19 protein-coding genes are annotated in these 23152 nt (G+C 38.4%); 15 read left to right on the forward strand and 4 right to left on the reverse strand.

Translation table 11 applies throughout. The features are described 5' to 3' along the window. The 5 genes from LC418_RS07950 to LC418_RS07970 all read left to right on the forward strand — a co-directional run bounded on the left by LC418_RS07950 (nt 1) and on the right by LC418_RS07970 (nt 10389). Nucleotides 1–771 (forward strand): TIGR02757 family protein, encoded by a 771-nt coding sequence (locus LC418_RS07950; RefSeq protein ID WP_223558685.1) that lies wholly within the window; start codon nt 1–3, stop codon nt 769–771. Between the two features lie 12 nt (nt 772–783). Next, the gene (locus LC418_RS07955; RefSeq protein ID WP_111960357.1) at nt 784–1314 is read left to right on the forward strand and encodes a DUF1003 domain-containing protein; all 531 of its coding nucleotides are present in this window, start codon (nt 784–786) and stop codon (nt 1312–1314) included. Nucleotides 1315–1770: 456 nt separating this feature from the next. After that, nucleotides 1771–4131: a choice-of-anchor L domain-containing protein gene (locus LC418_RS07960; protein WP_111960359.1), complete on the forward strand. Its 2361-nt coding sequence runs from the start codon at nt 1771–1773 to the stop codon at nt 4129–4131. Between the two features lie 171 nt (nt 4132–4302). Next, nucleotides 4303–7902, forward strand: coding sequence for a choice-of-anchor L domain-containing protein (locus tag LC418_RS07965; protein ID WP_223558686.1), 3600 nt, complete (start codon nt 4303–4305; stop codon nt 7900–7902). 108 nt (nt 7903–8010) lie between these two features. Then, a complete protein-coding gene (locus tag LC418_RS07970; protein WP_223558687.1) occupies nt 8011–10389 on the forward strand; it encodes a choice-of-anchor L domain-containing protein in 2379 nt (792 codons plus the stop codon). Nucleotides 10390–10462: 73 nt separating this feature from the next. On the opposite strand, the gene rsmA is transcribed toward LC418_RS07970, so the two are convergent. Further along, nucleotides 10463–11233, reverse strand: coding sequence for a 16S rRNA (adenine(1518)-N(6)/adenine(1519)-N(6))-dimethyltransferase RsmA (gene rsmA, locus LC418_RS07975; RefSeq protein WP_111960365.1), 771 nt, complete (start codon nt 11231–11233; stop codon nt 10463–10465). Nucleotides 11234–11324: 91 nt separating this feature from the next. On the opposite strand from rsmA, the gene LC418_RS07980 reads away from it, so the two are divergent. The 8 genes from LC418_RS07980 (at nt 11325) to LC418_RS08015 (ending at nt 17356) form a co-directional block, all read left to right on the forward strand. Continuing rightward, nucleotides 11325–12224 (forward strand): cell division protein FtsX, encoded by a 900-nt coding sequence (locus LC418_RS07980; RefSeq protein ID WP_111960367.1) that lies wholly within the window; start codon nt 11325–11327, stop codon nt 12222–12224. A gap of 2 nt (nt 12225–12226) precedes the next feature. Then, nucleotides 12227–12523, forward strand: a complete 297-nt coding sequence (locus LC418_RS07985) for a DUF3098 domain-containing protein (RefSeq protein WP_111960369.1) — start codon at nt 12227–12229, stop codon at nt 12521–12523. 101 nt (nt 12524–12624) lie between these two features. Beyond that, nucleotides 12625–13443: an undecaprenyl-diphosphate phosphatase gene (locus tag LC418_RS07990; protein WP_111960371.1), complete on the forward strand. Its 819-nt coding sequence runs from the start codon at nt 12625–12627 to the stop codon at nt 13441–13443. Nucleotides 13444–13447: 4 nt separating this feature from the next. Continuing rightward, entirely contained in the window at nt 13448–13897 is a 450-nt protein-coding gene (locus tag LC418_RS07995) for a hypothetical protein (protein ID WP_223558688.1), read from the forward strand. Next, a complete protein-coding gene (gene truB, locus LC418_RS08000) occupies nt 13897–14595 on the forward strand; it encodes a tRNA pseudouridine(55) synthase TruB (RefSeq protein ID WP_223558689.1) in 699 nt (232 codons plus the stop codon). The genes LC418_RS07995 and truB overlap by 1 nt, the downstream gene beginning before the upstream one ends. Then, on the forward strand, nt 14592–15170 hold the full coding sequence (locus tag LC418_RS08005; protein WP_111960377.1) for a hypothetical protein: 579 nt from the start codon (nt 14592–14594) through the stop codon (nt 15168–15170). The genes truB and LC418_RS08005 overlap by 4 nt, the downstream gene beginning before the upstream one ends. After that, nucleotides 15170–15892: a 23S rRNA pseudouridine(2604) synthase RluF gene (gene rluF, locus LC418_RS08010; protein WP_111960379.1), complete on the forward strand. Its 723-nt coding sequence runs from the start codon at nt 15170–15172 to the stop codon at nt 15890–15892. Before LC418_RS08005 ends, rluF begins: the two co-directional genes overlap by 1 nt. A gap of 243 nt (nt 15893–16135) precedes the next feature. Next, complete coding sequence (locus LC418_RS08015; protein ID WP_223558690.1) at nt 16136–17356, forward strand: YncE family protein; 1221 nt, start codon at nt 16136–16138, stop codon at nt 17354–17356. Nucleotides 17357–17437: 81 nt separating this feature from the next. Here LC418_RS08015 and LC418_RS08020 read toward each other — a convergent pair whose 3' ends face one another. Beyond that, nucleotides 17438–18709, reverse strand: coding sequence for a helix-hairpin-helix domain-containing protein (locus LC418_RS08020; protein ID WP_223558691.1), 1272 nt, complete (start codon nt 18707–18709; stop codon nt 17438–17440). Between the two features lie 236 nt (nt 18710–18945). Continuing rightward, nucleotides 18946–19290: a MerR family transcriptional regulator gene (locus LC418_RS08025; protein WP_034704939.1), complete on the reverse strand. Its 345-nt coding sequence runs from the start codon at nt 19288–19290 to the stop codon at nt 18946–18948. Between the two features lie 197 nt (nt 19291–19487). Between LC418_RS08025 and LC418_RS08030 the strand changes: the two genes are divergently transcribed. Then, nucleotides 19488–20369 carry an AraC family transcriptional regulator gene (locus LC418_RS08030; protein WP_223558692.1) on the forward strand — a complete coding sequence of 294 codons (882 nt, stop codon included), beginning with the start codon at nt 19488–19490 and terminating at the stop codon, nt 20367–20369. Nucleotides 20370–20510: 141 nt separating this feature from the next. Here the strand turns inward: LC418_RS08030 and ccoG are convergent, their stop codons facing one another. Further along, nucleotides 20511–21953, reverse strand: a complete 1443-nt coding sequence (gene ccoG, locus LC418_RS08035; RefSeq protein WP_111960387.1) for a cytochrome c oxidase accessory protein CcoG — start codon at nt 21951–21953, stop codon at nt 20511–20513. A gap of 268 nt (nt 21954–22221) precedes the next feature. Here ccoG and LC418_RS08040 point away from each other — a divergent pair, with 268 nt between their 5' ends. After that, on the forward strand, nt 22222–23115 hold the full coding sequence (locus LC418_RS08040) for an SMP-30/gluconolactonase/LRE family protein (RefSeq protein ID WP_223558693.1): 894 nt from the start codon (nt 22222–22224) through the stop codon (nt 23113–23115). Nucleotides 23116–23152 lie beyond the last annotated feature (37 nt).

Here is a 23152-nt window from a genome sequence, read left to right on the forward strand (position 1 = left end):
ATGCTTAATTTTGAAGAATTGAAAAGCTTTTTGAATGAAAAGGCAGACCAATACAACAGCCCCGATTTTATTGAAGATGATCCCATACAGATCCCGCACCGTTTCAATGTAAAGCAGGATATAGAAATTGCAGGTTTTTTGGCTGCAACTATTTCCTGGGGCAACCGGAAATCAATCATTAAATCTGCAGATAAAATGCTTGATATTATGGGGAATTCACCTTATGATTTTGTATTGAATTATTCTGAAAAAGATCTGGATATCCTTCAGAACAAAAGTATCCATAGAACTTTTAACGGTCAGGATTTTGCTTACTTCATCAGGCAGTTCAACAAGATTTATAAAGAAAATGAGAGCCTGGAAAACTTATTTAAAGTAAACGATCAGGAAACTAATTTTCAGCATGCTATTGAAAGGTTCAGAAGCCGTTTTCTGGAACCTGAAAAGCACAGAAGCCACAAACATATCAGCTCACCTTATAAAAACTCTTCCTCCAAAAGAATTATAATGTTTCTGCGGTGGATGGTGCGAAAAGACAAACATGGCGTAGATTTTGGTATTTGGGAAAATATAGATCAGAAATATCTTTCGATCCCGTTAGATGTACATACAGGAAATATTTCCAGAAAGCTTGGACTGGTTTCCAGAACGCAGAACGACTGGAAAACTGTAGAAGAACTGGATGTAGCCATCAGAAAATTTGATGAAAATGATCCGGCTAAGTATGATTTCGCCCTATTTGGGCTTGGAGTGACCAAAGAACTCTTATAACACTAAGAAACGATGAAAAAAGAAACTGAAAAAATAGACGCTTTAGAAAAAATAGCGAACGGCATTACATGGTGGGTAGGTTCTATCCCGTCACTCATTGTTCATACTTTATTTTTTATCACCTCATTTCTTTTGCCGATGCTCAATATCGTTGAGTTTGATAAGATGCTTCTGATCCTTACAACGGTAGTTTCTCTGGAGGCCATTTATCTGGCTATTTTTATTCAGATGTCCGTGAACAAAAGTCACGAAAAGATTGAAGATATCCAGGAAGATATTGAAGATATTCAGGAAGATATCGAAGAGATCAGCGAAGATATTGAAGAGATTAGTGAGGATATTGAGGAGATTAATGAAGACATTGAAGACATCCAGGAAGATATTGAAGAGATCAACGAAGACGAAGATGAGGAAGACCATAATGAAAGGGCCAAGAATGTCATTCTGAAAAGCAATGTCAATTCCAATAAGAATGAAATCAAAGCTTTAAAAGATATTATCAGCCAGCTGCAGACAGAAATAGACCAGCTGAAAAAGGAATAATATAACCTGAGTTCGGGTTAAGACATTTCTGTCTTTAATAAATAAGGAAGCAGGGAGCTGGAGAAGGATTTGAGTTGAGGTTGAAAAAACAGTTCCAACCCTGTAATTTATTATTCCTTTAAAGACTGCTTCATCAAATTTTACGATAACGTCAGAAATTGTAGGTCTGATAGTAACTTCCAGTCTCCCTATTCAAGCTTCCAGCCTATTATCCTTAATTTTCTTAATATAAATTATAATTGAACGTAGTTTTCAAGATTAAAAGCAGGCCGTCCGTACAGGTGGTCTGTTTTGTTATGCACATTTCAAAGTTTAAAAATTAAATTCTACTAATTTTGTGGAATATGTAATTATAAAATAAATTTATTATTAATATAGATGTTAAATTAATTGAATTGACTGAAAAAGAGTGTTTTTTATTGATATTTTTGTTACATTTGAACAAATAAAAATAAAATGTTCAATTATAGACTGAATAATTACTTTTTAGTTACAATGTTTCTATTGGCTTCTGTTTCTGCTTTTTCCCAGAAAATGAACAGAAAGCCGCAGCTCGAAAAGTTTAGCACCCAGAGTAAAAAAGCCGGGGCATTTATTGATGTAAATGTACCTACTTATGCGCCTTCCGCGTTCACCATAGATCAGCTGGTAAAAAATGTACTGATTTCCGGAGGATCTGTGTGTGCGGCTCCCAATGTGAGCAATGTAACCATATCACCCAATCAGCCGCCAACAGATACAGAAAGAGCATGGGGATATTTTCATAAAGGAACCACTAATTTTCCTTTTACTGACGGAGTTGTGCTTGTTTCCGGTAAAGCAAGAAGAGCTGGAAATGGATTGGAAGCATCCACATTAAGCGATATTGTTCCTGGAGCCGGGATGAATGACCCTGATCTGGTAGCCGCGATTAATCCGCCGGATGACCTTAAAGATGTTGTGTCTCTGGAATTTGATTTCGTTCCGAACAGCAACCAGGTAAAATTTAATTATTTATTTGCCTCAGAAGAATATACAAGTGGATTCCCATGTGGTGATTTTGCAGACGGTTTTGCTCTCCTTCTGAAAAAAGTTGGGGACCCAACCTATGAAAATTTAGCCGTTCTTCCCAACGGAGCAGGACCGGTAAGTGTTCTTAATATTGTACCACTGGGAGTAGGGTGTGATGGAGAAACCATTAATGAGCAGTACTTCGGCGGATTGAATACGCAGAATATTGAAACCAATTTCATCGGGAGAACCATACCTCTTACGGCAGTGGCCACAGTTGTTCCGGGACAGACCTATCATTTTAAAATGGTGATGGCAGATGCGGTGGATAATAGTTATGATTCTGCAGTTTTTTTGCAGGGTGGATCATTTGACATCGGAATGACCATCGTGGATGGTAACGGAAATCCTTTGGGGGAAACTCTGAATATGTGTGATAATACACCACAGACTTTAAAAGCACAGGTGTCAACCGTGCCGGGAATGACCTACAAATGGTACAAAAACGGTGTGGTAATTCCTAACGCAACCAGTGCTGTATATATAGCCACTTCACCCGGAGTATACGAAGTAAAAACTTTTGTGGGCGGAACAGAATGTCAGAAAGCAAGCATTACCATTATAGGCGGAACTTCTCCGACGGCTCAGAATGCAATATTGAAGCTTTGTGCGACTCCTACTCTGAGCACTTTTAATTTAGAAGATGCAAAACCACAGATAAGTACAACACCAGGCGCCGTATTTCGTTTTTATGCCAATCAGGCGGATGCGCAAGCTCAAAACAACAGCTTTATTACCAATCTTACCAACTACAATGGTACCGATGGACAGATTATTTATGTAGTCGTTTCCAATGGTGCATTTTGTAGCAAAATTGTGACCCTGACGCTAAGAAGAGAAGAAACACCTGTTGCCCAGATTACTGCTCCGAGAATGAGGATCTGCGAAGGAGAATCTCTGATATTAACAGCGGGAGGCGGTGTAACCTATCAATGGGGAGATACTTCTTCTACCGGAGGAGTAAGAACGGTAAACCCAACCCAGACCACAACCTATACCGTATATGCTATTGGTGCACAGGGCTGTAAATCCCTACAACCTGCATCCATTACCATTGATGTAGTTCCTGCTATCGTATCTACACTAAAAGGAGGGCAGATCTGTGAAGGGGATATGATCCTTTTGGATGCCGGATCAGGACCGGGTTATACCTATGAATGGAGTACAGGAGAAACCACCCAGGGCATTACCGTATCAACTCCGGGTGAATATACCGTTATGATTAGTAACGGGGTATGTTTAAAAGAATTTAAAACCCAGGTAATACGCGCTGTAGTTCCCGAAATTATAAAAGTTGATTATAACGACAGCGGAACAATGGTTCTTACAGCAAGTAATCCTAGTAACGGTACATTAGAATATTCTGTAGACAACGGCTTTACATGGCAGGCGTCCAATGTATTCTCCAATGTTCCTAAAAATACTGTAATATCCATCCGTGTCAAAGTGAAAAATACCAGCTGTGTAGGATTTCTGGAATACTTTACATTTGTTATGAAAAATGTAATCACACCAAACGGAGACAACGTAAATGATATTATTGACTTTAGCGGAGTAAGCAGTTACAAAGATTTTCAAGGGTTCGTTTTTGACCGTTACGGAAGAGAAGTGTTCAAAGCCGGAAAAACAAGGCCGTATTGGGATGGCTATTTCCAGGGAAAACGTCTCCCAACTGCATCTTACTGGTATCAGGTAACCTATCAGGATCCTGCCAGTAAACAGACGGCAGTGAAAACAGGATGGATTCTTCTTAAAAACTTAGAATAATCTTTTATATAATTTATAGAAAGGCTGGCATTTTTGTCAGCCTTTCTTATTATTTTCAAACAAAGCAAATTTATATTGCTGAATAAATAAACTTGCATTAGTGATAATGTAAATTGTGCTAAATTAAGTTTCAATCAAAAAAAATAGTATTTTTGTTTAAAATACTATAAAATGTTAAATAGGAGGATTGGAAATTTATTTTTGGCGTTATTTTTTGCATTCATCGGCAGTTTGGTTTTTGCTCAAAACACAGACAGAGCAGCGATACCTGCAAAAAAAGCTAGTGCCGCCTCTATGAAAGCAGGTGTTTTTATAGATGTAAATACACCCAATTATCCGGAGTCCGGCTACAGCATTACACAGCTGGTAAAAGACGTATTGATTTCCGGAGGAGCCTGTTCCACGTCCAATGTAAGTAACGTCACTGTTTCTCCCAATTTATCAATAAATGATCCTGGCCGAAGCTGGGGGTTTTTTAATAAAGGAACCACAGCTTTTCCTTTTGCAAAAGGAATTGTTCTTTCCACCGGATACGCTGCAAAAGCAGGTAACAGTTATCAGGGAATTTTAAGTGATGGCCTGAATACTTTTGGAGATACAGATCTGGCTGCGGCTTTGGGAATCAATAATGGTGAACTGAGAGATGCTACCTACATAGAATTTGATTTTGTACCGGCTTCTACAGAGGTTACATTCAGATACCTGTTTGCTTCCAAAGAATATGCTCCCGCATTCCAGTTTGCATGTACCAAATCAGACGGATTTGCTTTACTGTTAAAAAAAGCAACTGATCCTAATTATACGAATCTCGCAGTACTTCCTAACGGAGCAGGCCCCGTGAGTGTAACTAACATACATCCTGCAATTTCCGGAAGTTCTGGCTGTGGCCCTATAAACGAACAGTATTTCGCAGGAATCAATAACCCTATTGTTGAAACTAACTTTGATGGACGTACCGTTCCTTTGACCGCAAAAGCGACTGTAATTCCCGGCCAGACCTATCACTTCAAAATGGTCTTGGCAGATTTTAGTGACAGGAGTTATGACTCAGCTGTATTTCTGGAAGCGGGATCATTTGACATAGGAGTGAAAATTCTCGATCCTGCCGGAGTACAGCTTCCTGATACAGTCTATATGTGCGATAATGCACCTCAGACATTTACAGCCTCTGTTCAGGTTCCTAACGTTACTTATCAATGGTTCTTAAATAATAACCCTATTCCCGGTCAAACCGGAGCTAGTTATACTGCTACGCAACCAGGTGTATACAGTGTTCAGGTATTCATCCAGGGAAACACATGCCCGGGAACGGGAACCATTACAGTAGTTGGAGGAACTTCCCCTACCGTACAGAATGCGACCCTGACAGCCTGTTACGCTGCTGGAAATGCAACCTTTAATTTACCTTCTGCAGACGCTTCTATAAGTACAACCCCTGGTGCAACATTTACATACTACTTAAACCAGGCAGATGCGCTCGCTGGAAATGCAAATACCATTCCCAGCCCTGCCACCTATTCAAGCCCTGGAGGACAAACAGTATATGTTCGTGTTAAAAATGGCTTCTGTTTCAAGGTAGCAGAGTTGCAGCTGATAAAAGCACCTCAGATGACTGCATCAATTTTGCCGCCCGCGGTATTAACCTGTGCCAGCTCGCAGACCACTTTAGATGCTTCAGCTTCTGTTTATCCTGCGGGATCTACTTTTAACTGGACGACAACCGGAGGAAATATCGTTTCAGGAGGAAATACACTAACTCCGGTTATCAATGCTCCGGGGACTTATACTTTAACAATATCAAAAACGTATCAGCCGGGACCTGTTACCTGTACCGCTGTTGCCAATGTTACAGTTACAGGAGACAGTGCTCCACCTGTAACCGGACTTACAGCAAGTAAAACACAGATATGTAGTGGTGAATCGGTAACTTTAACTGCTTCAGGAGGTACTACTTATAATTGGACGGGCCTTCCCGGAACAGGCAATACTCAGACAGTATCACCTACTGCAACTACTACGTATACAGTAAGTGCTGTAGGAGCCAATGGATGTGTATCTCAAAATCCTGCTACAATCACTATTGAAGTTTCACAGCCCATCACTGTACAGAATGCTATATTACATAAATGTTATGCTCCGGGACTTACCTATGACCTGACAACTGCTCAGAGTCAGATCACTTCTGCAGGAGCAGGTGTTACTTTTACCTATTATATCAATCAGGCTGATGCTCTTGCGGGAAATGCTAATTTTATTGCAGCGCCAACAACCTATTCGCCACCGGGAAATCAGACTATATATGTATTAGTGAAAAACGGAGGATGTCATTATGTAGTTTCCCTTCAGTTACTAAGAACAGCCGAAACAACACTTACGATAGCAGCACCGCAGGAAATAACCTGTACAACCCCTCAGACTACATTAAATGCTTCGGCATCTGTAGTGCCTGCTGGATCTACTATTGCATGGACAGCAGCAGGAGGGGGAAATATAGTGTCAGGTGCCAATACGCTTAATCCTGTAGTGAATGCAGGAGGGACCTATACACTTACAGTTACCAATGTATCGCAGCCGGGAAATTTAACCTGTACCTATACAGCAACAGTTACCGTAACGCAAAATACAACATTGCCAACGGCTACTCTTGTTTCCTCTCAACCCAGAATATGTGTCGGAGAATCAGTAACGCTAACTGCTTCAGGAGGTGCAACCTATAACTGGACGGGCCTTCCCGGAAACGGAAATACCCAGGTGGTTTCTCCGGTTGTTACTACCGTTTATGAAGTATTTGCAGTAGCAGCTAACGGATGTGTTTCTGCAACCCCGGCAACGGTTACTGTAATAGTTGGGCCACCAACAGCAGGCATATCCGCATCCAAATCAAAAATATGTGTGGGAGAATCCGTTACTCTTACGGCTACCGGAGGAATTACCTATAACTGGGTAGGCCTTCCCGGAAACGGAAATACTCAGGTGGTCTCGCCAACCGTTACTACGGAATACTCAGTGTATGCATTGGGAGGTAATGGTTGTAGTTCTGTACTGCCTGCAAAGGTGACCATTGAGGTGGTACCGGCTATTGTATCTACATTAGAGGATGTATATGTATGTGCCGGCGATACAGGGGTTCTAGATGCTGGTGCAGGTACTAACTATACTTATTTATGGAGCACAGGTGCAACTACCCAGACTATATCGACCAATGTTCCCGGAACCTATACCGTTACCATCAGTAATGGAGTATGTTCTAAGACTTTCACCGGAAAATTATTAAATCCAGATCTCCCTCAGTTTACAAATATAGTATATGATAATCATGTGCTTACCCTTACATCAAGCAACCCTACGGGAGGTGAATTGGAATATTCAATAGATGGAGGTGTGGTATGGCAGTCGTCCAATATATTTTATAATGTCTTAAATAATACAAACTACCATGTGATGGTAAGGGTAAAAGATGCAAATTGTAGTACCTCACTGGATTATTTCACATTTGTAATCAGTAATGCCATAACACCTAATATGGATGGAGTAAATGACACAATAGATTTCTCAGGACTTAGGGGATATAATAACTTTGCAGCATCAGTTTTTGACCGGTATGGTGCAGAACTTTTCCGGGCAACCAAAACTGATGCTGTCTGGACAGGTTCTTTAAAAGGAATGAACCTGCCTACAGGCACTTACTGGTATAAAGTACAGTGGGAGAATCCGGCCAGCAAAAAGCTGGAACAGAGATCAGGCTGGATATTGCTAAAAAACAGAAACTAATGGATAAACCTTCCATATTTGGGAGGTTTGTTTTTTTTATATTAAAAATTTTATAAAAAATATAGGATATATTTGGAAATAAATTAAATTTGTTGAAACAAAAGTATTATGCGAAGAAATCTACTATTCATTTTATTTTTCTTAGTCGTTTCGACATTTTTATTTTCACAAGCAACAGGCCCCCGAAAACCTCCTAAAGATAAGCCTGCAGGATCAGTTACTCAAAAAGCGGGAAATTTTATTGATGTGAATACTCCGGGGTATGCGGAATCCAGCTATTCTATTACGCAGCTGGTGAAAGATGTCCTCATCTCTTCAGGAACAAATACTTGTGTAACGCCTGCAGTATCCAATGTGAAAATTACACCTAACCATGCTGTGAGCGATGCAGACAGATCCTGGGGATATTTTCATAAAGGAACTACCAATTTTCCTTTCAAAGACGGGATTGTACTTTCTACAGGAAAAGCAAGAAGAGCAGGAAACGGACCTGAAGGAAACCTGAGTGATAATAATGGTGGCGGTACAGATTCAGATCTTGCACAGGCTATTGGATCTACCGGAACGCTGACGGATGGTGTTCTTTTGGAATTTGACTTTACCCCTACAACATCACAGATCAAATTTAATTATATTTTGGCTTCGGAGGAATACTCCGGCTCATTCCCATGTCAGTATGCAGATGCTTTTGCTATTTTGCTTAGACCGACATCTGGAGGACCTTATCAGAATATGGCGGTGCTTCCAAACGGTGCCGGTCCTGTAAGTATTACGAATATCCATCCGTTAATTCCTGGCGGTGGCGGTTGTGCTGCAGTTAATGAACAGTATTTTGCAGGATATAATACAGGCAATGTTGAAACCAATTTTGAAGGAAGAACAATTCCTCTTACTGCAACTGCAACTGTAATGGCAGGGCAGGAATATCACTTTAAAATGGTTGTTGCCGATTATGCACCGGGAAGCTTTGAAGATCATGGCTGGGATTCTGCTGTATTTCTGGAAGGAGGATCATTTAATATCGGTGTAGAACTTCTGGATCCCAGCGGTGCTACATTACCTTCAGAAATCAATGTCTGCGATAATGAACCGCAGATAATTACAGCATCAGTAAGTGACCCTAACTTATTATACCAATGGTACCTCAACGGAGCTCCGGTAGCTGGTGCCACTACCAATACGATTACGGCTGTACAGCCAGGAACTTATACTATCGAAGTAAGTGTTCCCGGAAATCCTTGTCCGGGTAAAGCAACCATAGAAATTCACGGGGGAACCACTCCGCAGGCCCAGGATGCAACACTTTTACTGTGTTCTACGCCGGATATTACCACTTTTGACCTGACGAATGCTATGCCGTCAATAAGCCCGACACAGGGAGCTGTATTCAGATTCTATGTAAATCAGGCTGATGCTGTGGCTCAGAATAATAACTATATTCAGAATATTTTAAATTATAACGGTACAGATGGGCAGATTCTGTATGTTGTAGTTTCAAACGGAGGTTTCTGCAGCAAGATGATAGAATTAAAGCTACTAAAAGAAACTACGCCTAAGGCAGGAATAAAATCTTCCAGAATTAAAATATGTCCGGGAGAAGCGGTAACTCTTACGGCTGAGGGAGGTGTTACCTATCAATGGGTTAATTTTCCGGGTACAGGCAATACACAAACTGTAACTTTGTATCAGACTACAACATTTTCTGTGTATGCAGTGGGGACAAAAGGCTGTCGTTCTTTAAATCCTGCTACCATAACCGTAGAGGTTACCCCAGAGATCACTTCACCTTTAAAAGATGTGGAAATGTGTCTGGGTGATCGTGTTACTTTAGATGCAGGTGCTGGACCTAATTATAAATACTTATGGAGTACCGGAGCTACAACACAAACTATTACTGCAGACAGTTGGGGTGTTTATACGGTAGAAGTGGATAACGGCTTCTGTAAAAAGATCTTCACCGCGAAAGTAGGAGGTGCAGCCACTCCTTTCGTGACAGCAGTGAATTATGAAAGTGCTAAAAAAACCGTGATGATTATTGCGGAAAATCCCATGATGAATAATACCCCAAGTACTTTAGAATATTCTATCGACAATGGAATCACGTGGCAGGAGTCAAATATTTTCACCAACCTTTTGGACAATACAAATTATACCGTATTGGTGAGAAGAGTAGGAACTCATTGTGTGGGAACCTTTGATTTCTATACGCTGCAGATCAATAATATCATTACACCTAATGATGATGGTGTAAATGATGTTCTGGACCTTACAGCATTGGTTGGATTCAAAAATTTCACAGGATCTGTTTTTGACAGATATGGAGTGGAAATGTTTAGATTCTCTAAAGAAAAACCTGTATGGGACGGAACTGTAGGTGGAAAAAAACTTTCTACAGCAACTTACTGGTATAAATTTAATTTCGAATATCCTAAGTCAAAAATTCAGATGAACTGGTCCGGATGGATCATGCTTAAGAATCGAGAATAAGATACAGAAATCATGCATAGAAAAGCCTTTCAAGTTTACTTGAAAGGCTTTTTATTTTTTTGAAATAGACTACTTATTGATTTTGTTTCCAGAGATTGGCAAAGCCTATAAAATCCAGAACGCTGAGCTCTTCCGCCCTCTTGTCCAAAAATTCGTGGGTCTTTAAAGCTTCAGGAATATTCAATATTTTCAAGGAGTTTGAAAGCTTTTTTCTTCTCTGGTTAAACCCTGCCTTTACAATCTGCTTAAAAAGAACCTCGTTTCCGGCCAGACCTTCTTTTGGATTTCTGGTCAGTCGGATGACTCCTGATTTTACTTTCGGAGGTGGATTGAACACATTTTCATGAACGGTAAACAGATAAGAAACATCATAATAGGCCTGGATCAGAACAGAAAGAATACCGTAATCTTTAGTTCTGGGTACTGCAGCTGTTCTTTCCGCAACTTCTTTCTGGAACATTCCTACCATTTCAGGAATCTGCTGATAATAATCAACAATCTTAAAAAGGATCTGCGAAGAGATATTATAAGGAAAGTTACCAATAATGGCAAGCTGCTCTCCATTGATAAAATGGAAGTCCTGTTTCAGAAAATCTCCTACAAAAGTATTTTCTGTAATCTTTGAATAGTTCTTTTTCAGGTATTCAATAGATTCGGTGTCTATCTCTGCCAGATAGATAGTCTGTTCTTTTTCAAACAGATATTTGGTAAGGACGCCCATTCCGGGACCTACTTCCATGACATTTTTATAGTCTTCAAAACTAAGACCCTCCACGATTTTTCTCGCGATATTTTCATCTGTCAGAAAGTGCTGTCCAAGATGTTTTTTTGCTTTTACACTCAAAGTTTTTTATGATTTTATTAACAATGATTTTCTTTATTTCTCCCCAAATTTCGGAAGATTTTTTCTAATTTAGCCAAAAATTTTAATATTAATGGCTAAATCTGTAGATGAGTTTAATAAGAAAAGGCTTCGGTCAAGCAATATTACAGTCGTAATAAGTATCGCATTAGTGTTATTTTTGTTAGGATTAATGGGGCTTATTTTAATTAATGCCCAAAAGTATTCTGACTATATTAAAGAGCAGCTGGTAGTAAATGCTTATTTTGATGAAAACTACGATGCAAAAGATTCTGTAAAGATTGCAAAACTGGAGGAAGAAACTTTTAAAAAGGTACAGACCTTAGCTCCTGTAAAAAAAGCAACGTATATCTCACGGGACATGGCGGCTCAAGAAGCCAAAAAAACAATGGGGATAGACAGCGATGCACTTTTTGAGGAAAATATTTTTCCTTCATCCATCGAAGTTGCATTAAAGCCAGAATACGTAGATCCTGCAAAAATTGACGGGGCAATTAAAGTGATCAAAGCTGTTCCGGGTATTGTAGATGTTAAGAATGACAGCACTTTAATGGTGGATGTTTACAATAATCTAAGCAGAATCCTTAAGTGGATCCTGGGATTCTCTATTCTGTTTCTTGTCTTGGCAGTAGTACTGATCAACAACTCGATCAGACTTAAAATATTCTCCAAAAGATTTATCATTAAAACCATGCAGCTCGTTGGAGCAAAAAGAAGATTCATCCTTAAGCCGTTTATCATCGAAGCCATTATTTTAGGGGCTATCGGATCAGTGATTGGACTTCTGGCACTGGGAGGAGTTTGGTATTATTTTACAAGCCAGATTGGTTCGGCTTTCGTACAGGATAACAACCAGTATTTCTGGCTGATTGTTTTAGTGCTTGGAGTAGGAATTTTTATTTCTGTTTTAAGTACCATTTTCGCTACATGGAGATTCTTAAAATCAAACGTTGACGATCTATATTACTCTTAATAATGAGCAAAAAAACAAATAAATTTGCCGCTTCAGAGTTTGGCAAAGAAACCGAAGTACCACAGGAAAATACCTTTTACTTCGGACAGCAGAACTTTAAGTGGATGCTGATAGGACTGGCTTTTATCATAGTAGGCTTCCTGCTGATGATGGGGCCGGATGCTAATACAGTAGACGGTAAATTTGATCCTAACTCATGGAATGACGGTATTTTTTCCATCCGAAGGATCAGAATTGCGCCACTGTTTATAGTGATAGGCTTTGGAATAGAAGTTTATGCTATTTTAAAAAGAAAATAAATTAATACATTCTTTATTTAGAGATTAAAAGGTTAAGTGGTTTAGAACTCGTTCTAAATTTCAGAATCTTTTAATCTTTAAATTTTTATATACACCAAAATATGGATTTAATTAAAGCAATCATTATTGCTATTATTGAAGGGCTTACAGAGTATCTTCCTATTTCTTCTACGGCACACATGGGATTTGCAGCGAACCTTTTGGGTCTGCAAGAGGATGAGTTTCTGAAAATGTTTCAGGTGTCTATTCAATTCGGTGCTATTTTATCCGTTGTAGTGGCATACTGGAAAAAATTCTTTGATCTGAAAAATCTCCAGTTTTATTATAAGCTTGCTTTTGCAGTTGTTCCGGCATTGGTTCTGGGGTATTTATTTGATGATAAAATTGAATCCGTCCTTGGAAACCAGATCGCCATTTCTTCAGTACTCGTATTGGGAGGTATAGTTCTGCTTTTCGCAGACAAATGGTTCAAGAACCCTACAATTGATGATGAAAAAGGGATTACCATAAGAAAAGCAATCACAATAGGCTTTTGGCAGTGCCTTGCGATGATGCCTGGAACCAGCCGCAGTGCAGCTTCTATTATTGGAGGAATGTCACAGGGGCTGACCAGAAAAGCTGCTGCAGAATTTTCTTTCTTTCTGGCTGTTCCGACAATGCTGGCAGTAACGGTATATTCTGTTTTCCTGAAAACATGGGGGAAAGAAACCGGGAACCCTCAGAAAGGGTATGAAATGATTATGGCATCTCAGGATCACATTATGATCTTCATAGTAGGAAATATTGTAGCATTTATTGTAGCGTTGATTGCCATTAAAGCATTCATCGGAGTACTGAACAAATATGGTTTCAAACCTTGGGGTTGGTACCGTATCTTTGTAGGAATTGCTTTGTTGATCTATTTCTATTTCTTTAAATAAGCCTATGAAAAGTAATATTTTAAAAATATTGGCTTTTTCCGGCCTGATCGTGTCCTGTGCTCCGGCACATACGCTGTTTGTAAAAAATAATACAGGAGAAAGGATAGAATTTTTCGTTGAGCTGAAAGAAAAAAATCTTGCTGAAGATCTACTGATCTGTAAGGAGCTTGTCCCGGATGAAAAACTGGACCACAAACCTTTTATGGAATATTCCAAAGAAGGAAAATGTTACCGCCAAAAAATTACATCTGTTAGCAAAACCAGCTATAAATTTAATTTACCTGAAAATTATACAGTGAACATTGTTCCGAATAATTCAGTGTACCCTTTTCAGAATATATACTACTTCATTGGTGATAAAAAATGCTTTGTCAATGTAGAAAACGGACCTGACTGCAAGCAGAAGGTCAATAAGTTGCCAAGCTTAGTAAGTATCACCGAAATTTTAGAATAATGACAGCTGAAGAACTGCAAGAAGGATATGTATTCTTATTGGATAAACCTTTGGATTGGACCTCTTTCCAGGCGGTCAATAAGATGAAGTATAAACTCAAAAGAGAATTTAATCTTCCCAAGAAATTTAAAATAGGCCACGCAGGAACCTTAGATCCGAGAGCAACCGGTCTGCTTATTGTCTGCTGCGGAAAATTTACAAAGAAAATTCCCGAAATTCAGGATGCTCCCAAAGAATACTGGACGGAAATCAAAATAGGAGTACAGACAGAATCCTATGATACGGAAAAACCAGAGATCCTTCATCAGGATATTGCCCACGTTACAGAACAGCAAGTCAAAGAAACTCTTGAAAAATTCGTTGGGGAAATAGAGCAGAAACCTCCGGTATATTCAGCCATAAAAATTGATGGACAGAGAGCTTATAATTTAGCTAGAGCAGGAGAAGAAGTTGAAATGAAATCCAGGAAAACGACAATCTTCTACATTAAAGATATTAACATTGAATTTCCTTTGGTCAGCTTTACGGTAGGATGTTCAAAAGGTACCTATATCAGAAGTCTGGCTCATGACATTGGGCAGGAGCTGGGAGTGGGGGCTTATCTTACACAGCTTAGACGTACAAAGATCGGAGATTATACGATTGAAAATGCAACACCTGATTTCTTAGAGAATGAATATAAATTCGAAAGCTTATGATAAAAAATTTCCTCTTGCTTTTAGGGCTGTTATTTTCCGTTACTTACTTCTCGCAGGAAACGGAGACTAAAAAAGCCAAAATGGATTTTTACTTCAACCCATCACTCAATATCGGCTATAATCTTCAAAACAGAGATAATCAGTTTACGGATTCGCAGTATATTGAACCAAAAAGGATTGGTAAAATAACATATGGAATATCAGCAATAGGCGGTTACAATTTTCTTCCTAACTTTGCACTCGGAACAGGATTTAAATACAGTTTTATAGAAGACAATTACCATCTGGTCTACTGGATGATCCAGCCGAAGATCATATTCAGTCCGGGTGACCGTCCTTTTTATATTGATTTAAATTATGGAAAGCAGCTTAATCATTCGGCGATTTCTGATTCCGAATTTTGGGGAGCAAGATTGGGAATCATGGTTTCCTACTCAAAAAGGCTGAGCCAGGAAGGTGGAATTACTTTTGAAGGGCATCAGCTGAATGGTAAGTCTAATGGCTTTTTCATTGGATTAAGTTACGGAATTACTATTTTCAGCAATAAAAATTATACAGGTTACGGAGAAGATTAATGGAAAAAACGCGCATCAATAAATATTTATCAGAAGTTGGCTATTGTTCAAGAAGAGCCGCTGATAAACTTTTGGAAGAAGGAAGGATAACAATTAACGGAAAGGTCCCGGAAATGGGAACCAAAGTTTCTGATGAAGATCTTGTAGAAGTAGATGGAAAACCGATCCGTGAACCGCAGGATAAGCCCATCTACATCGCTTTTAACAAGCCTGTGGGGATTGTATGCACTACAGATACCAAACGTGAAAAAAACAATATCGTTGACTATATCAATCACCCGAAAAGAATTTTCCCGATCGGAAGACTGGATAAGCCTAGTGAAGGCCTGATTCTTTTGACCAGTGACGGCGATATCGTAAACAAAATTCTAAGGGCAAGAAATAACCACGAAAAAGAATATATTGTACGTCTTGACAAACCTATGTCACCCAAATTCCTTGATAAAATGAGGAATGGTGTTCCGATCCTGGATACCGTCACTAAAAAATGTGAAGTTGAAAGAATCGACGATATGACGTTCCGTATCATTCTTACTCAGGGACTGAACAGACAAATCCGAAGAATGTGCGAATACCTCGGCTATGAAGTGAAAAAACTGAAACGTATCCGTATTATGAACATCAAGCTGGATCTTCCCGTTGGAAAATGGCGTGACCTTACAGAAGAGGAACTGAGTTCGCTTAACAACCTCCTTTCTGATTCTGTCAAAACAGTCGATTAAGATTATATCATAAATAATATGACGGTAAGCAGGGGGATATTTCTCCTGCTTACTTTTTTTATTCCTGTTTTCTGGTAAGGGAAATCAGAATTTCTGTCTTCAATTAATCTATCTGAAGAAATACAATAGAAAAGGTACTTTGGATGTTGTTTTTTAATAATATTCACACATTGGTGTAATATTTTTTAGTTTGTTAGTGAAAATATATTATATTTATAATAATAACTATTAAAACTAAAAACCATGAAATTTAAATTTAATCTACTTTCTCTTATTATTTTAATAACATTTTCTAATTGTCAAAATGATAATCATAATCAGGATCTTCCACACGATACTTCTTTTTACATTGATTATAGAAGTTTGAAAGGATTATCAGATGGAATAGCTGTCATTGAGCTTGATCCTGAAGCCCCAAATTTTGGACATATTAGCAGCCAACTTGAATTAGGTATTGGAGTCCTGCCTCATCATCTTTATTATAATCAGAGTGCAAACAAATTATTTACCACTGCTTTAGGAGGGAGTTATCTCTACCAGATAAAAACGGAAAAAGACAAAAACGGACAGCCAAAATTAGTTGATGCAACACCTATTGATACAGGTGAGAATACAGTAGGAGAAAATTTGTTTTTTACCAATGATGGAAGATATTTTATGACTTTCATGGGAGGGGCAGGAGGACCAAAAGATGGCAGTATAGGTGTTTTTAACGCAAATAACAACCAGCTTATCAAAACTATTAAAGCACCGATTCAAACCAATCCCAATCAATTTATTATGTATCCGCATGGTATTTCTGTTAATGAGGAAAAAGGAATAATGATGGTTACCTCAACCATTCACCCGGACCTTACTACTGGAATGGGAAACACCTGTACTTTATTAGATCTGAATACCTATGAATTAAAAGAGACCTATCTGGTAGCAGACTCACAAACGGATATGTCCAGTCCTGTCGAGGTTCTGTTGCTACGGGGGAAATTTCCACAATATGCCCTTGCAACAACAATGCTAGGTGGCGATATCTGGATTGCTCCATACAATGCTGCAACCAAAAAATATGATGCTTTTAGTAAAATATTTGACGGAAGCACACAAGGATTAGGCTGGGCACTCGAAATGTACATCGATGATAACAGCAAGCTTTATGTAAGTTTTGCAGATCCCGGAAAAGTTTTGGTCTTTGATATAAGTAATCTTCCTCAATTAAAGCTTTTAAAAACTCTTACCGCGGATAAAGGAGCACATCACATGGTTTTCTTTAAAACCAAAAAAGGAAAAGAAGTTGTAGCAGTACAAAATAACCTGTTGAACATTCCTAACTTAAATTCCGGCACCATCAGTGTCATTGAAATTGAGACAGGGAAAACCTTAGGTACCGTCGATTTACGAACCAAATATGGGATACTACCTGAATCAATTGAAGGAACCAATGGTCCCAGCAGCTACATGCATCACTAAAACTTAAAATAATACGCCAGATCAGAAACTACCCAAAATAGCAGAAATTGTTTTGGGTAGTTTTTATTATATAGTTTTAAGTTATTTTAAATATAATTTCATTCTTTCTTCATACTCAGGCTTTAATTTTAAGAGCTTCAGAATTTTCTTGTCATCTGTGTAGGTAGTCCGGTAGAATATGATCTTATCAGCAGAATATTTGAAGTAGGGATGATCTTTCAGCCATTCTTCAGGGGCTTCTGTTAGAGTATATTTAGGAACATTTGAAACATCTAGCGGAGCAATAGAAATTAATTTTTGAACCAAATTTTTATCAATATTATAGGTGTCTAAAATTTGTTGCTTATTGACAAAACCTCTCAGTTTTTTTCTAAAACCGATCATGGATCCGGCACTTTTTTCGTCCAGGCCAAATTCCAGCAACTGCTTGAATGTGATGCTATTTAAATCAATTTTTGAAAAATCAGTTTCCTGTTTTTGAATAAGGTTTGTATTTGTATTGAGTTTAATATAAGGACTTAGTTCCTGGAACTTTTCCGGAGAAATAACAAAGCATTTCTTTATGTCTTCAAGAGATTTGAAGGTTCCTCTGAGGTTTCTTTCTCGGTAATTGATAATTGTATTCGCCTGTTTTTCAGAAAATCCTAAACCTTTCCACCCATCCAGATCCAAAGTATTAGGATCAAATGAATGATACTGAATAGTAGATTTTATGGCGTACTGATTACCGGACTTTCTAAAATTGTCTGGGGTTTTTACCGGAAGCAGTATATAGGGCTCAAGCTTGCTGTAATTTTCTGAAGAAATGATAAAACATTCTTTGAATTTTTCCTTGCTTACGAAACTTCCGCCCAAGTAATTCCTGTATTTTAAGATAGCTTCAGCCTGTTTTTCACTGAAACCCATTTTCATCCATTCCGAAGCAGAAAGACCATCCGGATTGAATTTTTTAGAAACGGAAATTTCTTTTTTGTCATTAGTTTTAAACTTTTCAAAGTGGCCTTTGCCATTTTCAGGAAGCAGAATGAAGGAATTCAGCTCCGTGAATTTTTCTTCAGAAATTGCATAGCATTTTTTGAGCTGGTCTTTTGATGTAAATTCTCCTCCTACAATTTTTTTGTAGTTAAGGATCGTAGAAGCCTGTTTTTCAGAAAATCCTAAATGCATCCATTGTTTTGCATCCAGATCATTGGGGTCAAAATCAGTAAGGTTGAGAGCGGCAGAACTTTCCGTAATAAATTTTACCTCAGGAAAATCTTCTTTTTCCCGGCTGGTATACTTCTGAAAAGCCAGCAGGACGATCAGCAGCATTCCCATGAATGCCAGTTTCTGGTAATAGTTTTTTCTCATCATAAAGTAAACTTATCAATAAAAACAAGCCGAAGCAATGATGAAAAGCAGAAACGATCGTTTTATCAAGTAAATTCAGTACAATCACTTAATAAAATAAATTGAATTATATTGTACGTTAAAATATTTTAAGGCTACTTAAAATCAATAGGTTACATTGTCGTGAAAAGAATGACAACGAAATCACAAAACCGGAACAGAATCTGCTCCAAAATAGAAATTCTAAAAAAAAATTAAAATTATTCGGAATCTCTGTCCGCCAGAGAAGCCTTCAGTTTCTGAAGCTCAGCTTTTATAAATTCAAGACGGTCAATGATGGTTACTGTTTCAGAAATTTTACTGTTGGTCGTCAGAGCAATCCTTGCTCCATCCAGTGTATAGCCTTTTTCCTTTACCAGATGGTAGATCATCTGCAGGTTCTTGATGTCTTCAGGAGTAAAATAGCGGTTGCCTTTCTTGTTCTTTTTAGGCTTGATAATAGGGAATTCCTGCTCCCAATAACGTATTAATGAAGTATTTACATCAAAAGCTTTTGCCACTTCTCCAATGGAATAATACAGTTTGTCAGGTAAATTTATTTTCATTTTACGAATCCTAAAAGCCAAAGATAAAAATTTTTTAACCTCGTATGCAAATTATACAGGTTCTATTCCTGTCTTCCGGATCATATTAAAAATTTCCGCATAAATAATTGATGAAAGCCTGCCCGTTTATGAAGCTTGTATTTTTTCTCTTTTTGCAGTACTTTTATACAATAACTACGCTCCGCATATTATCTGTAATGAATTCTATCTCCGTTCTCCATATTGACCTTTTCCAGTCCGGCAGAAATACGTCCGATTTTTACGTTAATACCATGAAAGAACACCTGGTAGTAGGGCATCGGCATATTGAAAAACCGCACCGGCATGATTTCTATGCTGCTGTTCTTTTTACCCGGGGACAAGGAGTTCATGAGATCGATTTTCAAAAATACGATGTCTCTGAGGGAAGCCTTTTTTTTCTTTCTCCCGGGCAGATCCACAGTTGGGAGCTTTCAGAAGATATTGACGGGTATATTTTCTTTTGTTCTCAGGAATTTTACGAAATGCATTATGTGAATCAGAAATTAAGAAACTTTCCGTTTTTTGGTTCCGTATCTTTTCCCAGGAAGTTGCAGCTGGATGCTGATGAGCTGATAAAAAACAAGATTCTATTTCAGGAGCTGGGAAGAGAGCACCAGTCCCAGAATCTTATGAAAGAAGGGTTGATCCTTTCATTAATGTCTCATATTTTCATTAATTCAGCCAGGCTGTTTTCAAAAGAAATTGACAGCCTTTCTTCTTCCGCGAGCCTTTCTTATTTTAAACATTATCAGGATTTTGAAAACCTGATCGAGCAGTATTTTACAACCCAGAAATCCATATCTCATTATGCTTCGTTATTGGGAATTACCCCAAAGCACCTGAACCGGATTGCACAGACCGTTGTTCAGAAAACAGCAACCGATGTTATCACTGAAAGAGTAGTGCTGGAAGCTAAAAGGATGCTGATGTACCTTGATGAAAGCCTTGTGGAAATTGCTTTCAGGCTTGGTTATGAAGAATATTCCTACTTTGTAAGAGTATTCCGGAAAAGTTCCGGAATGACCCCTACTCAGTTTATGAGAAAATACAAGGTTTAAAAATTTTAAATTTAAAAAAAGGGAGATGGAAGGCCGAAGCTGGAAGTTAATAAATGCCTTTATATTAGCTTCACATGCTCTCCAGTGTGAAATCTTATGTCTGAAATCTAATCTTTATTCTTGTCTCTTGGTTTCTCTCCTTTACAACAAAAGTTTAAACGGTCCTTCAAACGTCGTCTCAAAAGAATCCAGCATTTCTCCTTTTTCATCAAAAACACCGATCACCATATTCTGTTTGGAAAACTTAATATCTTCTTCGGGAAAGGTAATATTGATATTTCCTTTCAGGATTTCGTCACCTTTCAGAATGATCTTTTCAGAACCGAAATAAGTGATCTCTGCATGAGCAGGAGTCATTACTTTAATCGTAAGAGTCTTCTTCTCATTGGATTTATTTAAAAGGGTATAAATAAAAGTATTCGTGATCTTGCCGTCTTTAATAAAGAATGTGGAACCAGCCGGCTTGATGAATTTAGCCTCCATAGATCCTCGGTCATACATTAAGAATCCCAGAAATCCGATCAACAGGGCCAGAAATATCGTGGTTGCCTTCATTCTTGATGTAAACCTGAATGTTTCCCGGTTTTCAATTTCTGCTTCCGTAGCATAGCGGATCAGTCCTTTTGGAAGTCCTACCTTATCCATTACCTCATCACAGGCATCGATGCAGGCTGTACAGTTTACACATTCCAGCTGCTGGCCGTTTCTGATGTCGATACCTGTAGGACATACCACAACACACTGATGGCAGTCGATGCAGTCTCCTTTTCCTGTGGCTTTACGGTCTTCATTGTTTCTCCATTTCGAACGGTTTTCACCTCTTTTGAAATCATAGTACACATTAATGGTCTGCTTATCGATTAATACGCCCTGAAGCCTTCCGTATGGGCATACCAAAGTACAAACCTGCTCACGGAGCCAGGCGAAAACAAAGTAAAATGTCATCGTGAAAAATATCATCACAAGGAATTTTACGGAATGAGCCTCAGGTCCTTCCTTCATGATCCGGAATACTTGTTCGTATCCTACAATGTACATGAACATGAAATGAGCAATGATCAGTGAGATCAGTGCAAAAACGGACCATTTCAGTACTCTTTTTCTGATCTTTTCAGCATTCCATTCCTGTCTGTCCAGCTTCATCTGCTTATTTCTGTCACCTTCTATCAGGTATTCAATCTTTCGGAATACCATTTCCATGAAAAGTGTCTGCGGGCATAGCCATCCACAGAATATTCGTCCGAAAACGACCGTAAAAAGCATTACGAAGATCACAGAGGTTACCGCTCCCAATGCAAGAATAAAGAAATCCTGCAGATAAAAAGGTTGTCCAAGGATAAAAAACCTCCTGTCGATCACATTGATCAGGAGAAAAGGATTGCCGTTGATTTTTACAAATGGCAGTCCGAAAAATATAGCCAGCATGAGATAACTTGCATAATTTCTGTAATTGGTATACTTTCCTTTTGGTTTCCGGGGAAATACCCATTTTCTTTTCCCCGTTTCATCCATGGTTCCTACCGAATTTCTAAACGTCTCATTTTCAAATTCTACAAATTTGTCGCTGCTTGATTCTGCACTCATTGCGGTACTTTTGTTAAGTTAAAAAGTATTAAGGTGATATTTTGAGGCTGGATCAAACTGTTTTTCAGTCAGTTTTTAAGAGGATAAAAATAGTGTTGATCTTACCGTAGCAAAGGTCCGGATAAAACTATTTTTTAACTAATACCATCTGCTTCAAAAATAGGACAATTGAGACATTTTTATTTCAAATTTTATTATATCAAAATGAGTAAATGTATTGGGATGTTATGACTGATATTGTAACTTGCAGTCTTTAAATAAATGAAGAATGAAAAAGATAGGTTACATAAGTGTAATTGGTTTGGTTTTCGCATTGGTAAACTGTCAATCAGTAAATTATAACAAAATGTTTTATGAAGGTGTGCAGCCGGAGAAGATTTCGGATCAGTTCAGTTTTACAGAAGGACCGTCTTCGGATCAACATGGGAATGTTTATTTCACTGACCAGCCCAACGACAAAATCTATTACTGGGACTGGAAAACAAATAAGATCATAGAGTTTTTAGGAAAAACAGGGAGAGCAAACGGCACTCACTTCGATAAAGACGGAAACCTCATCACCTGTTCCGATGATCAGGGCGAAATCTGGAAAATTTCAAAAGATAAAAAAGTAGAGGTGCTCCTGAAAGGTTTTCAGGGGAGAAGGCTGAATGGACCTAATGATATCTGGAATGATCCAGCCGGAGGAATGTATTTTACAGATCCTTTATATGAAAGAGATTACTGGGTAGATTTTAAACAGGAAATTCCTCATAAGAGCCTTTATTACAGATCCAAAGAAGGAAAAACAGTTAAGATTGATACTTTTGTGCAGCCCAACGGAATTGTCGGAAGTGAAATGTTTAATAAGCTGTATGTTTCAGATATTGATGCGGGGAAAACCTACGTTTATGATATTCTGGGCGAAGGAAAACTATCTGAAAAAAAGCTCTTTTGTGAAATGGGCTCAGACGGTATGACGCTGGATAAACACGGAAACCTTTATTTAACAGGAAAAGGTGTCCATATTTTCAGCCGTCACGGGAAAAAGCTTTATCATATTCCTATCGAGGAAGACTGGACGTCTAATGTAACTTTTGGAGGAGAGAACAATGATGTCCTCTTCATTACGGCCTCAAAATCTGTTTACAAACTGCCAACTAAAGTAAAGGGAGTGAAATAATGTCATTGCGAGAAGCGTAGCGACGAAGCAATCTCTA

The sequence above is a fragment of the Chryseobacterium lathyri genome (genome assembly GCF_019970085.1).
In the GTDB taxonomy this organism is placed as follows: domain Bacteria; phylum Bacteroidota; class Bacteroidia; order Flavobacteriales; family Weeksellaceae; genus Chryseobacterium; species Chryseobacterium lathyri.